We start from the raw sequence: 12982 nt of genomic DNA, 5'->3' as shown, positions 1-12982 counted from the left end.
CTGCCGCACCGGCCACTGTGATGAATGCAGGTGTCTGCATTCTCGTGCCTTGCAGGCTGCGGACGGCGGCCTGCTGATCAGAACTGGGAGGATTCGATGAGAAAATTTATATCTGGCGGTCTGGCTGCTGCCGTGCTTTTTGCCGCCGGGCTGATGCCCGCCGCCGCTCAGACGACACTGAAGGCGTCACACTTTCTTCCCCCGAACCATGCTTGGCAAAAAGTGCTTGAAGCCTGGGGAGAGGAGCTGAAGGAAAAGTCCAAAGGCGAGATTGTTCTCGAAATCTATCCCGCCGCTCAGCTCGGCCCGCCGAACCGTCAGTATCAGCTGGTGACCAACGGCGTTGCTGACCTGGCCGTTGTCCTGCACAGCGCGACGCCCGGACGGTTCCCGGTAACGGAACTCGCAGGCCAGCCCCTAACCTTCCCGGCATCGGGCCAGTCGAGCGAATTCATGTCCCACCGGCTGACAGAGCTGGCACCGGAGTTCCTTGCGCAGGAGCATCCCGGCACGAAGATCCTCTGGATGGCGGTCACGCCTCCGCTGAAGCTTCACACGACCAACACGGATGTCACCTCCGTCGATGACCTAAAGGGGCTGCGCGTACGCTACGCGGGGAAGGTTTTCCAGCAGATGCTCGAGAGCTTTGGTGCTGCGCCGCTGCCGATCCCACCGGGAGAAACCGTCGATGCCTTGTCGAAAGGTGTCGCAGACGGGGCGATGTTCCCCTACGAGGCGACAAAGTCCTTCAATCTGGGATCTGTAGTGAAGTACTCGCTTGAGCCGGGTCTTGCGTCCGCCACGTTTGCGCTGGTGATGAACCAGGAGTCCTTCGATGCCTTGAGCCCGGAAAACCAGAAGCTGATCGAAGAGATGAGCGGTCCTGCGCGCGCCGAAGCATTTGGCCGTCTTCTGGACGAGAGCGAAACGGACGCGCGTCAATACATGATCGACAACAAGGTCAAGATCGAGACCCTGTCCGATAGCCAACTCGCTCCGTTCAAAGAAAAGGTTCAGCCGCTCGTCAACGAGGCTGTCGCCGCCGTGGATGGCGCGGGCAAGTCCGGCAGTGCGTTTTTGGCTGCCTATACAAAGTAACGCTAAGCGCCGTGCCCCTGAGAAAGTGGCACGGCGCACTGCAGCTGAAGGAGGGCCGGCAGTGCCATCATCATCAACCGGAGTGTTCCGACTCCTTGAGCGCTATTTCCGCTTTCTGCTTTTTATTCCCATCGTCACGCTGGTCGTGATGATGCTGACCACGGTTGCCGATGTGTTCATGCGGTATGTCTTCAACGCACCGGTCAGGGGTTCGTATGACATCGTCGAAATATGCTTATTGATCAGCATCTATTTTGCCTTGCCTGCGGTCCTTCTTGAAGGGCGTCCGATCCTCATCGATCTGATCGATGGCTTCGTGTCCCCAAGGCTGGTCAGGATTCTGAAGGCTGTTGCCGCTTTCGGCACTGCTGCGGCACTCTGCTTCGTTTTCTGGTCGATGCTCAAGCCAGCGATGGACGCCTATGATTATGGCGACGTCAAGCTGGAGTTGAATCTGCCGGTCTGGATCATCTGGCTTATCGCTTTGTTTGGCGTTCTAAACAGTGTCCTTGCCTCTCTTATGGTCCTTTGGACGGGCTTTTCCGCAAAGGCCGGCCAAGTGAACGGAAAGGGCTCCATATGAGCGCGTCTCTGATTGGACTGATCGTTGTCCTGTCCCTGTTCGGAATCCTCTTTCTGAGAATACCTGTCTGGCTCGCCCTTCTGCTTTGCGGCATTGCCGGCAATACGATTATTTCCCGTTTCTCGGTTGCTGCGTCCATCACCGGAACCAATGCGTTCGATACGGCGTCCAGCTATGGCCTGTCCGTCATTCCGCTGTTTATCCTGATGGGAGAGGTGGCGACCAACAGCCGGCTTTCGGCGGAACTGTTTAAAGCCGCGCGCGTCATTCTATCCGGCATCCCCGGCGGTTTGGCTGTTGCAACGATTGGCGCATCCGGTGCTTTTGGGGCGGTCTGCGGGTCATCGGTTGCAACTGCTGCCACCATGACCCGGATTTCCCTGCCGGAGATGCGGGCGGCCGGATATGACGATGGCCTTGCGACGGCATCTGTCGCTGCCGGCGGCAGCCTTGGCATCCTGATCCCGCCATCGATCATTCTGGTGATCTACGCGGCCATTGCAGAGCAACCCTTGCCGCAGCTCTTTGCCGCAGCGCTCATCCCTGGGGTGCTGCTGATGGTACTTTATATCCTGATCGCGCTGTTCGTGGCCCGCGGCAAGAAGGACAACGTGCCGGTGGACCCGCCTGCCAGCCTGAAGCAGCGGCTGCTTGCCCTGAAGGATCCCTGGCAGTTCCTGCTCCTTTTCACGGCAACAATCGGCGGCATCTACGCCGGGGTGTTCAGTCCCAACGAAGCGGCTGCTGTCGGCGCGTTTGGAGCGATCCTCCTCGGCTTTGCCGGACGGAGCCTGACCTGGCGGGCGCTGTTCCATGCGCTCAAGGTGACCGTCATCACCAGCTGCGTGCTTTTCACCATCATCATTGGGGCGACTGTTTTCGCGAATTTCATCGTCCAGACCAAGCTGCCCAATCTGCTTCTGGACGGAGCGCAAGCGCTGCATCTGACGCCCGTGGCCGTGATGGCGCTGATCATCGTGCTCTACATCCTGATGGGGTGTTTTCTCGAAGGCATCGGCATGGTTCTGATTACCGTTCCGGTCTTTCTGCCGGTGATCATGAACCTTGGATACGATCCAATCTGGTTCGCGATCATTGTCGTGATCGTCGTCGAACTGGGGTTGATCCATCCGCCCGTCGGGATGAACCTGTTCATCATTCAGGCCCAGGCGCCCGACATCAAGATCAAGCAGCTTTATGTCGCGATCCTGCCGTTCCTGCTCGCGCCCTTTGGCCTTATCCTGCTGCTCTTCGCCTTTCCAGAACTGGCGTTGTGGCTGCCATCGGTGCTTTATTGAGGTCATGGGGCCATGGGGCTGAACCGAACCGGTTTGCCGGAGGCTCCAACCCCTGAGCAGGATGGGGGGCAGCTTCATCGGTCAACATCAGCGTCGGCACGGTGCTGTCTATGGCGACCACCGCACAAGGCAAGATCTGGCTTGCTGCCATGGGGATGCAGGAACGGTTGAAGTGGGCACATGAGGACGAGTTGCCGCCGGAGAGCGAGCTGGACCAGATCGCCGCCAGCGGTTTCGCGCGCAACAAGGGCGAGAATGAGCCTGAGATCGGGGCATTGTCCGTTCCGATCCGTGATGTCTCCGGCAAGATCGCCGCCACCCTGAGTGCCTTCGGCATGTTGAACCGCTTCGATGACGCGATGGCTGAAACGGCCTTGCCAAAGCTGAAAGCGGCAGCCGGGGACCTTGCTGCTGAATTGCGGGCGTCTGAAGTGAGAGCTTAGCCGGCTTGCAAGGGGTTCCGCTGGCCTGTTTCTAAGGCCAGTCGGAGAATGTCTGGAGCACGGTGCTGGCTTGCCGGTCCTCTTCCTTGCGCGTCATCTGCCTGTATTGGCGTGGCGACACGCCGGTGGCGCGCTTAACAAAGTGCGAGAATTTTGTCGGGTCGCTGAATCCGAGATGATTTGCAATCGACTGGATGCTTTCATCCGTCTGGACCAGGCGGGTTGACGCATCCATCAGGATCCTTTGCTGGATCAGCGAGAGCGGGGTGCGCTGAAGGTTTCTTTGGCAGATATCGTTCAGCCGGTCATAGGTGAGGTTCAGATCCATGCAGTAGCCGGAGACCGTTTTGCGGCTCCGGTAACCGAGCTCGACAAGCTGCCGGAACCTGTGAAGGATATGCGTATCGTTGCGATTGTCTGCGAGACCGCTTCTGGTCAGCATGCGGCTGGTGGCGATCAGCAACAGCCGCAGAAGCGCCGCCACCGCAGTCTGTGACCGCTTTTGCGGATCGTTCAGTTCCTGTGTGAGCAGCGGCAGCAAGGGTAAAATGGACGATTCAACGATCTCCTGATTTGCCGGAGTAAGTGTCAGCCGGCTCAGAACTGTGTCCAGCATCAGACTCTCTGGGCCTGTCCCGGTGACGAGCGACTGCAGCGGACGGGCAAAGCCAATGATCCAGGCGCCTGTTCCCGCCGGAACGTTCAGGCGCGCCTGTACGCCATGAGGCAGGACCAAAACCGAGCTGTCGCCAACCTGCAAAGCTTCGTCATTCACTTGCAAGGTAGCGCTGCCCCGCCGCACGACTGCGATCAGATTGAACTGCGCGGAGGTGCCCTGTCCGGCGGCATATGTCCTTGGGCGGAAGCTTGGTTCGACCACCTCCAGTCGAAGCATGGACAAAAGTGTGCTGCTTTCCGGCATCGCAAATGGTCACATTCCCATAAAACTTCAATATTTACCCATAATAGGGCATTTATTGAGCGGAGCAAAAGGTGAGAATTGGCCATGGTCTGCCGGAAAGGCAGGGGAGGACCACATGAACGGGATGGAAACAGCGGGCAGTCCGCCACAAAAGCGCGGGTCAGGCGCTCCGGAAGGCCTGCTGAAAACCGGGCTGTTTGTGAAGGGTGTCCATCAGGCCGCCGCGGCCGGTGCGGTCTTTGAGCGTCTGGATCCCTCAACCGGTCTGGTGTCCTCCATTGCAGCGGACGGCCGTGCAGCCGACGCCGAGCAGATGGTTTCCGTGGCCGCCGCCAGTTTCAGCGCCTGGTCGGGACTGGGCGGCGCGGAACGGGCAGCCATTCTCCGGCGCGCCAAGGCCCTGGTTCCGCGCTATGCGGCGCGATTTCAAGACAGCATGCTCCGGGAGACCGGCGCCACGGCGGAATGGGTGGAGTTCAACCTCCGCGTGGCTGCCGATGTGTTCGAGGCAACGGCTCAGCTCGCAGAGCAGTTCGGCAACGGCAGGTCGCAGCAGGCAGACGAACCGTCACAGGCCGTTCGCGTGCCTGCCGGTGTCTGCCTTGCCATCGCGCCCTGGAATGCCCCGCTCGCGCTTGGCATCCGCGCCATCGCCTTTCCGCTTGCCTTCGGCAACACGGTGATCTTCAAGGCCTCGGAACTCTGTCCCGTGACCCATGTTCTCCTGGGAGAGCTGCTGCATGAAGCGGGCCTTCCGGCAGGTGTCCTGAGCATCCTGACAAATGCGCCGGAGAACTCCCGCGAGGTGGTGGAGACCCTGATTGCCTGCGCGCCCGTCCGCCGGGTCAACTTCACGGGTTCGACCCGCGTTGGCCGCATCATCGCAGGCATTGCAGCTTCTCATCTCAAGCGCTGTCTGCTGGAGCTCGGCGGCAAATCTCCGCTCATTGTTCTTCCTGATGCGGACATCGGCCAGACGGTGGAGGCCGCTCTCTTCGGCGCCTATCTGAACTCTGGCCAGATCTGCATGGCGACGGACCGGATCATAGTCGATCACGCGATTGCCGATGCGTTTGTCGCTGCACTCGCCGAACGGGCCAGTGCCCTGACCGCGGGCGATCCCCGCAATCCGGGTGTCCGCATCGGCCCGCTGGCGACCTCGTCCATTGCGGTCCGGCTCTCTGCCCTGATCGAAGACGCCGTCACCAAGGGGGGCGTTCTGCGCTCCGGCGGTCCGGCCCGCGGCCAGTTCATGGATGCGACCGTCATCGACCATGTCTCGCCGATGATGCGGATCTATTCGGAAGAGTGCTTTGGCCCGCTCGTCGGTATCTACCGGGTCGGATCGGTTGAGGAGGCAGTGACTGTCGCGAACGATTGCGAATACGGACTGTCGTCCGCTGTCTTCGGCAGTGATCTTTCCGCCGCCCGTGCGGTCGCTGACCAGTTGGAAACCGGTATTTGCCACATCAACTCCGCGACGGTTGCCGACGATCCCTTCATGCCGTTCGGAGGTGTGAAATCGAGTGGCTATGGCCGTTTCGGCGGGCCGGGCTGCCTGGACGAGTTCACGGAGCTGCGCTGGATCACCTCCAAGCGCGTCCCCAGGGAGGCATGACAGCAGGCAAGACACGGCAGACCGGCTGCAGCAAGTGCCGTAAGGCCAATAGCTTCAACAATCACAAGATCAAGGACTTCCAAGGAGAGAAACATGACTGTTCAATTCGTCATCAACAACAAGGACGTGGCAGCTGCGGGCGGGGAAACCTTTGAGCGACATGATCCCGTGACCGGCGAGGTGGCATCGGCTGCCGCAGCCGCACGGACCGCTGATGCTCTGGCCGCCGCCAAGGCAGCTGCAGCAGCTTTCCCGGCCTGGGCTGCAATGTCTCCGGGGCAGAGGCGCGCGCTTTTGAACAAGGCCGCCGACATCATGGATTCCAAGTCCGCCGATTTCGTCGCGGCCATGATCGCGGAGACCGGATCGACGGGGCTCTGGGCCGGGTTCAACGTCATGCTGGCTGCGGGCGTCATCCGGGAAGCTGCCGCAATGATCACCCAGATCGGTGGCGAGGTTATTCCCTCGAACAAGCCCGGCACGCTGGCCATGGCTGTTACTCGTCCGAAGGGTGTCTGCCTTGGCATTGCGCCGTGGAACGCGCCGGTCATTCTTGGCACGCGCGCGCTCGCAATGCCGTTGGCCTGCGGCAACACGGTCATCTTCAAAGGTTCGGAAGCCTGCCCGAAGACGCACCGCATGATCGTCGACTGTTTTGTTGAGGCTGGTCTGCCCGAGGGTGTCGTCAACTATGTCTCGAACGCGCCCAAGGATGCAGCAGAGGTCGTCAAGGCCCTGATCGAGGCACCGGAAGTCCGTCACGTGAATTTCACCGGGTCTTCTGCTGTTGGCCGGATCATTGGCCGCCTGGCAGGTGAGAACCTGAAGCCCGCGCTCCTGGAGCTTGGCGGCAAGGCGCCTCTGGTCGTGCTGTCCGATGCGGATATTGACGGGGCCGTGAATGCGGCGATCTTCGGCGCTTTCATGAACCAGGGCCAGATCTGCATGTCCACCGAACGCATTATCGTCGATGAAAGCATCGCCGATGAATTCGTGGAGAAGCTGGCGGCCCGGGCATCGAAGCTGCCTTTCGGCAACCCGCGCGATCATGTTGTCCTCGGATCCCTGGTCAGCGTCGATGCTGGCACCAAGATGGATGCCCTGATCGCTGACGCGACTGCAAAGGGTGCCAAGCTTGTCGCGGGCGGCCAGCGGGATGGGGCGATCCATTCGGCAACCCTGCTTGACGCTGTGACGCCGGAGATGCGCATCTACCGCGAAGAAAGCTTTGGTCCTGTGAAGTCGATCATCCGCGTGAAAGGAGACGCCGAGGCCATTGCAACGGCGAATGACACCGAATACGGCCTTTCGGCTGCTGTGTTCAGCCAGGACATCAACCGGGCGATTTCTGCGGCCAACCAGATCAAAAGCGGCATTTGCCACATCAACGGTCCGACGGTTTCCGACGAGCCGCAGATGCCCTTTGGGGGTGTCGGTGACTCCGGCTATGGCCGGTTCGGCGGCAAGGCGGCCATTGCCGAGTTCACCGACCTGCGCTGGATCACGATCGAAGATCCGAACCAGCACTACCCGTTCTGATTAACGGGCGGGATCTCAGAAAGACGAAAGGCACGGCCATGTGGCCGTGCCTCAGACTGCTGACAAACCTCTGAAGCCTATCGAAGAGGTTCAGATTCACGGAACGTCACAGATTCAAATCGTGAACATATCGGAATCAAAACCCCTCGATTCTGGCTGCCGCCAAAAACCGAGGGGTTTGTAATCAATCTGAGGCACGGCCATGTGGCCGTGCCTTAGGCGAATGACAAACCCAAAAACCTGACGGATATTCCCTCCCCATCCCGGCCTTGAGCCTGGACCCGGCTTGAAACGCGCCACGTTGTATGTGTTGAGCCTGTGCGGGATCCCGGATCTCCGCTTTGCACTTAACGGCCGGCAGCAATCAGCCCTTGCCAATGGCCACCTCAATCAGAGCCAGACCCTTTTTCGCTTCCACGTGTGCAAGCGCATCGGTGAGCGCCTTTTCGAAAGCGTCCGGTGCCGACACTCGCCTCGCCCGGGCGCGGCTTGCTTCGGCGACTTTCGTGAAATCCGGACTGGGCGAAAGGTCGGTCAGCGGGACCGCGTGTGCCTTGGAGGCATGGTCATCGGGATAGATGTCCAGGACAGATTGGCGCATGGCTCACCATTCGGCGTTGTTCAGCACCAGCGCGGCGGCATCCCGGTCTCCGGCGGCAGCGGCAAAGCGCGTGGACTGGTTTGCCGTGTTGACCTTAGCGACCTTCTTTGCGCGTCCGGCCACGCGGGTCTGGTGTTCCGGCAGCAGCCCGGCCATGACGCTCTTCCAGAGCGAGGATCGCCGGAGCGCTTGAGTGGCGCGGGTCGGCTTGCACTGCAATAACCTCCACAAATGCGGAGCCCAAGCCGTTCTCCGGGGGCGGCGGAGAAGACTGGGGCAAGGTTGACCTCCACCTTCTCAGGTGAAGGTCTAAGGGTTCAGGAGGCTTCCTGGAGCTCCGGTTCGCCGTGCTGGGCCAGGGGGCGGTTGCCCGTAAGCCGCCTGATCAGCACATAGAAGACCGGTGTCATGAAGATGCCGAAGAAGGTGACGCCGATCATGCCGGAGAACACGGCAACCCCCATGGCGACACGCATTTCCGCACCGGCTCCGGTCGAATAGACCAGCGGCACGACGCCCATGATGAAGGCCAGGGACGTCATCAGGATCGGGCGCAGTCTCAAGCGGCTGGCCTCGATGGCCGCTTCAACCGGTTTGCGGCCTGCGAATTCGAGCTCCCGGGCAAATTCCACGATCAGGATCGCGTTCTTTGCCGACAGCCCCACCAGCACCACCAGCCCGATCTGGGTGAAGATGTTGTTGTCTCCGGCGGTCAGCCAGACGCCGGTCAGGGCGGCAAGCACGCTCATTGGCACGATCATGATGATCGCGATGGGCAAGGTCAGGCTTTCATACTGGGCGGCCAGAACCAGATAGACCAGCAGCAGGGCGAGGGGGAAGACCAGCACGCCGGAGCTTCCCGCCAGGATCTGCTGATAGGTCAGATCCGTCCATTCGAAGCTGATGCCCTTGGGCAGGGTTTCTGCCGCGATCCGCTCCACCGCTGCCTGAGCCTGTCCCGAAGAGAAGCCGTGGGCAGGTCCGCCGTTCACATCGGCCGCCAGGAAGCCGTTGTAGCGGGTTGCCCGTTCCGGACCGGTGGTGGCATCGACCTTCATCAGGGCCGAGAGCGGGATCATCTGGCCGGAGCTGGAGCGTACCTTCAGACGTCCGATATCCTCCGGTCTTGAGCGGAACTCTGCATCGGCCTGGACACGCACACTGTAGGTGCGGCCAAAAGCGTTGAAGTCATTCACATAAAGCGAGCCGAGATAGATCTGCAGCGTTTCGAAGACATCCGTCACCGAAACGCCCAGCTGTTCCGCCTTGGTCCGGTCCAGATCCGCATAGAGCTGCGGCACGTTGATCTGGAAGCTGGAGAAGAGACCTGCCAGTTCCGGGGACTGATAGGCCTTGGTCAGGAAGGCAGTCTTGGCTGCATCCAGAGCCGGATAGCCGAGACCTGCCCGGTCCTCGATCTGCAGCTTGAACCCGCCGGTCGTTCCCAGGCCCTGAACGGGAGGCGGGGAGAACATGGCGATGAACGCGTCCTGAATCGCGCCGAACTTCTGGTTCAACTGCATCGCGATGGCATCTCCGGAGAGCTCCGGCGTGCGGCGTTCCTCGAAATCCGCCAGGGACGCAAAGACGATGCCCGCGTTGGAGGAGTTGGTGAAGCCGTTGATCGAGAGACCGGGGAAGGCAATGGCATGCTCGACGCCCGGCTGTTCCATCGCGATGTCGCTCATGCGCTTGATGACATCCTCTGTCCGGTCAAGCGTCGCCCCGTCCGGAAGCTGCGCAAAGCCGATCAGATACTGCTTGTCCTGTGCCGGAACGAAGCCGCCCGGTACGGTGGTGAAGAGAACATAGGTTGCGCCTGCCAGAACCAGATAGACGGCCATGACGATGCTCTTGCGGGACAAAAGACCGCCAATACCGCGGGCATAGGCATTCGACCCGCTGCCGAAGGCCCGGTTGAAGCGCCGGAAGAACCAGCCGAACAGGCGGTCCATGACGCGGGTCAGAAGATCCTTTGGCGCGTGATGCCCCTTTAAAAGCAGGGCGGCGAGCGCCGGCGACAAGGTCAGGGAGTTGACGGCCGAGATGACCGTCGAGATGGCGATGGTCAGCGCGAACTGGCGATAGAACTGGCCGGAGAGGCCGGTGATGAAGGCCAGAGGTACGAAAACAGCGACCAGAACCAGCGCGATGGCGATGATTGGTCCGGAGACCTCCTTCATGGCCTGATAGGTCGCATTGCGCGGGTTGAGGCCGTTCTCGATGTTCCGTTCAACGTTTTCGACCACGACGATGGCATCATCGACCACGATCCCAATCGCGAGCACTAGGCCGAACAGGCTGAGCGCATTGATGGAGAAGCCGAAGACATACATCACCCCGAAGGTGCCGATGATGGACACGGGAACGGCGATGAGCGGGATGATCGAGGCGCGCCATGTCTGCAGGAACAGAATGACGACGATGACCACGAGCAGGATGGCCTCCAGCAGCGTGTCCACCACCTTCTCGATGGAGGCGCGGACAAACTTCGTGGTGTCGTAGACGATCTCGTACTGCACGCCTTCCGGCATGACGTCCTGAAGTTCGTTCATGGTCTCGACCACCGCATCCGAGATGGCGATCGCGTTGGAGCCGGGGGCCTGGAACACGGGAATGGCGACGGCAGGCTTGCCGTCCAGAAGAGACCGCAGGGAATAGTCGGCAGCGCCCAGTTCCACACGGGCCACGTCCCGCAGGCGGGTGACCTGGCCTGTTTCCCCGGTCTTGACGATGATGTTACCGAACTCTTCCGGTGTCTGCAGGCGGCCTTGCGCGTTCACGCTCAGCTGCATGTCGACACTGGAAAGATTCGGCGAGGCACCGATGATCCCGGCGGCAGCCTGAACGTTCTGCTGGCGGATGGCATTGGTGATGTCGCTGGCCGCCAGATTGTGCTCCGCTGCCTTTTGCGGGTCGACCCAGATCCGCATGGAATAATCGCCGGAGCCGAAGACCTGCACCTGGCCGACGCCCTGAATGCGGGCCAGCCGGTCCTTGATGTTCAGGACGGCATAGTTCCGCAGGTAGGTGATGTCGTAGCGGTCATTGGGGGAGGTGAGGTTGACCACCATCATCAGGTCCGGCGAACTCTTCACCGTGGTGATACCGAGGCTGCGCACTTCAGCGGGCAGGCGGGGCTCTGCCTGTGACACCCGGTTCTGGACGAGCTGTTGCGCTTGGTCCGGATCGGTGCCGAGCTGGAAGGTGACCGTCAGGGTCATGACGCCATCGGAAGTTGCCTGGCTGGACATGTAAAGCATGCCCTCGACCCCGTTGATCTGCTCCTCCAGGGGCGTTGCGACGGTTTCCGCGATGACCTTCGGGTTTGCACCCGGATAGGCGGCGCGCACCACGATCGAAGGCGGCACGACTTCCGGATATTCGGAGATGGGAAGGGACACGAGGCCAATCAGGCCCGCGACCAGAATGAGGACCGATAGCACCCCGGCGAACACCGGGCGGTCGACGAAAAATCGGGAGATACTCATTGAAAGGCCCCTCTTTCGGGCAGTGGCCGGGACACAGAATCCCGTTCCGGCGGACGGGTCCGCCAGTTGCAGTGGTGTTTCTATCAGGTGCCAGGTCAGCGGGACGGCGGCTCCGGGGAACCTCTGTCCCGCGTCCGGATCTTTACTGGGCGGCGGCGACCTTGCCTTCCGGCTGCGGCAGGACCGTCGCACCCGAACGGATGCGCTGCAGGCCGTTCACGACGATCGTCTCACCTGCGGCAAGCCCGCTGCTGACGATCTGCCCGCCATCCGCGGATTGTCCGAGTTCCACAGTACGGTAGCTCACCTTGTTGTCGTCATTGACGACATAGACGAACTTCTTGTCCTGGTCCGTTCCGATGGCCCGTTCGCTGATCAGGATCTTTTCCATCGGGTCCGGTTCGCCCATGCGGATGCGGACGAACTGGCCGGGGATCAGGCGCTGGCCGGGATTTTCGAAGACCGCCCGCACATTGATCGTGCCGCTGGCGGCATCGACCTGGTTGTCGATCAGCTGCAGCTTGCCCTTGATGGGAGTGCCTTCATCCGCCGAGGTTCCGATTTCGACCGGAATGTCTTCGATCGGGGCCAGAGCTCCGCTGGAAACGGGCAGTTCGGACAGGGCCTTGGCGACCGTGTCTTCGCTGACATTGAAGCTCGCGTAGATCGGGTTGACGGAGACCAGACTGGTCAGGACAGGCGAGGAAAGACCTGCTGCAACCAGGTTGCCCGCGGTGATTTCGATCTTGCCGACCCGGCCGCTCACCGGAGCCTTGATCTTCGTGTAATCCAGCTCGAGCTTTGCCGACCGGAGAGCTGCCTTTGCGGATTGAAGGTTAGCCAGGGCTTCGTCAAAGGCATTGAGGCGCTGATCGAGCGCGCTTTGCGAAATGGCCCGGGCCCCGATCAGCTTGCTGCCGCGGTCCAGTTCCAGCTTTGCCAGCTTGAGCTGTGCCTCTGCCGAGGCGACCTGGCCTTCCCGCTGGGCGACCGTTGCCTCATAGGGGGCAGGGTCGATGGTGAACAGCAGGTCGCCCTCCTTTACCAGAGCGCCTTCGCGGAAGTGCACCGACTGAATTTGGCCGGTCACCCGGGAGCGCACCTGCACCCGTTCAACGGCTTCCAGCCGGCCGGAGAACTCCTGCCAGAGCGTGATGGCCCGGCTGTCGACCTTGGCGACCGTTACGGGAATCGCGGGCGGTGCTTCCTGTCCGCCGGCGGCAGAGGCCGGAGGACTGAAGGGCTGTTCAAGAAGATAAACAGCTGTTGTTGCGGACAATACGAGACCGATGCCGGCGCCCAGCAGGACGCGGCGTGTATTACGTGATGCCATTTTCCGTCTCCTCGAGCCTCCGGGAGGAAGGCTCAAAAGCTGAGTTGCTGTTTTTC

11 protein-coding genes are annotated in these 12982 nt (G+C 61.0%); 6 read left to right on the top strand and 5 right to left on the bottom strand.

What is annotated here, in order from left to right:
• The first annotated feature begins 96 nt into the window (after positions 1–96).
• The 4 genes from IG616_RS11585 to IG616_RS11570 all read left to right on the top strand — a co-directional run bounded on the left by IG616_RS11585 (position 97) and on the right by IG616_RS11570 (position 3422).
• Positions 97–1098: a TRAP transporter substrate-binding protein gene (locus tag IG616_RS11585; protein WP_192148310.1), complete on the top strand. Its 1002-nt coding sequence runs from the start codon at positions 97–99 to the stop codon at positions 1096–1098.
• Positions 1070–1681: a TRAP transporter small permease subunit gene (locus IG616_RS11580; RefSeq protein ID WP_192148309.1), complete on the top strand. Its 612-nt coding sequence runs from the start codon at positions 1070–1072 to the stop codon at positions 1679–1681. Before IG616_RS11585 ends, IG616_RS11580 begins: the two co-directional genes overlap by 29 nt.
• Complete coding sequence (locus tag IG616_RS11575; protein ID WP_192148308.1) at positions 1678–2979, top strand: TRAP transporter large permease; 1302 nt, start codon at positions 1678–1680, stop codon at positions 2977–2979. Before IG616_RS11580 ends, IG616_RS11575 begins: the two co-directional genes overlap by 4 nt.
• Positions 2980–3065: 86 nt before the next feature.
• Entirely contained in the window at positions 3066–3422 is a 357-nt protein-coding gene (locus tag IG616_RS11570) for an IclR family transcriptional regulator domain-containing protein (protein WP_343072368.1), read from the top strand.
• 31 nt (positions 3423–3453) lie between these two features.
• Here the strand turns inward: IG616_RS11570 and IG616_RS11565 are convergent, their stop codons facing one another.
• A complete protein-coding gene (locus IG616_RS11565; RefSeq protein ID WP_192148306.1) occupies positions 3454–4317 on the bottom strand; it encodes a helix-turn-helix domain-containing protein in 864 nt (287 codons plus the stop codon).
• A 142-nt stretch (positions 4318–4459) separates the two neighbouring features.
• Between IG616_RS11565 and IG616_RS11560 the strand changes: the two genes are divergently transcribed.
• On the top strand, positions 4460–5962 hold the full coding sequence (locus tag IG616_RS11560) for an aldehyde dehydrogenase (RefSeq protein WP_192148305.1): 1503 nt from the start codon (positions 4460–4462) through the stop codon (positions 5960–5962).
• 93 nt (positions 5963–6055) lie between these two features.
• A complete protein-coding gene (locus IG616_RS11555; protein WP_192148304.1) occupies positions 6056–7501 on the top strand; it encodes an aldehyde dehydrogenase in 1446 nt (481 codons plus the stop codon).
• Positions 7502–7865: 364 nt separating this feature from the next.
• Here IG616_RS11555 and IG616_RS23075 read toward each other — a convergent pair whose 3' ends face one another.
• The 4 genes from IG616_RS23075 to IG616_RS11540 form a co-directional block, all read right to left on the bottom strand.
• Positions 7866–8102, bottom strand: coding sequence for a thiamine pyrophosphate-dependent enzyme (locus IG616_RS23075; RefSeq protein WP_246476203.1), 237 nt, complete (start codon positions 8100–8102; stop codon positions 7866–7868).
• Between the two features lie 3 nt (positions 8103–8105).
• Complete coding sequence (locus tag IG616_RS23070) at positions 8106–8258, bottom strand: hypothetical protein (protein ID WP_246476202.1); 153 nt, start codon at positions 8256–8258, stop codon at positions 8106–8108.
• Positions 8259–8419: 161 nt separating this feature from the next.
• Positions 8420–11593, bottom strand: a complete 3174-nt coding sequence (locus IG616_RS11545) for an efflux RND transporter permease subunit (RefSeq protein WP_192148303.1) — start codon at positions 11591–11593, stop codon at positions 8420–8422.
• Between the two features lie 142 nt (positions 11594–11735).
• Positions 11736–12926 carry an efflux RND transporter periplasmic adaptor subunit gene (locus IG616_RS11540; protein WP_192148302.1) on the bottom strand — a complete coding sequence of 397 codons (1191 nt, stop codon included), beginning with the start codon at positions 12924–12926 and terminating at the stop codon, positions 11736–11738.
• Positions 12927–12982: the final 56 nt, after the last annotated feature.

This window comes from Roseibium litorale (assembly GCF_014842915.1).
GTDB lineage: Bacteria > Pseudomonadota > Alphaproteobacteria > Rhizobiales > Stappiaceae > Roseibium > Roseibium litorale.
The sequence above is the reverse complement of the archived record's forward strand: the minus strand, read 5'-3'. Positions and strand labels throughout refer to the sequence as shown.

Excerpts from the sequence above, each read along its gene's own strand:
- IG616_RS11585 (WP_192148310.1), top strand. The coding sequence starts at position 97 with ATGAGAAAATTTATATCTGGCGGTCTGGCTGCTGCCGTGCTTTTTGCC.
- IG616_RS11575 (WP_192148308.1), top strand. The coding sequence starts at position 1,678 with ATGAGCGCGTCTCTGATTGGACTGATCGTTGTCCTGTCCCTGTTCGGA.
- IG616_RS11565 (WP_192148306.1), bottom strand. The coding sequence starts at position 4,317 with ATGCTTCGACTGGAGGTGGTCGAACCAAGCTTCCGCCCAAGGACATAT.
- IG616_RS11560 (WP_192148305.1), top strand. The coding sequence starts at position 4,460 with ATGAACGGGATGGAAACAGCGGGCAGTCCGCCACAAAAGCGCGGGTCA.
- IG616_RS11555 (WP_192148304.1), top strand. The coding sequence starts at position 6,056 with ATGACTGTTCAATTCGTCATCAACAACAAGGACGTGGCAGCTGCGGGC.
- IG616_RS23075 (WP_246476203.1), bottom strand. The coding sequence starts at position 8,102 with ATGCGCCAATCTGTCCTGGACATCTATCCCGATGACCATGCCTCCAAG.
- IG616_RS23070 (WP_246476202.1), bottom strand. The coding sequence starts at position 8,258 with ATGGCCGGGCTGCTGCCGGAACACCAGACCCGCGTGGCCGGACGCGCA.
- IG616_RS11545 (WP_192148303.1), bottom strand. The coding sequence starts at position 11,593 with ATGAGTATCTCCCGATTTTTCGTCGACCGCCCGGTGTTCGCCGGGGTG.
- IG616_RS11540 (WP_192148302.1), bottom strand. The coding sequence starts at position 12,926 with ATGGCATCACGTAATACACGCCGCGTCCTGCTGGGCGCCGGCATCGGT.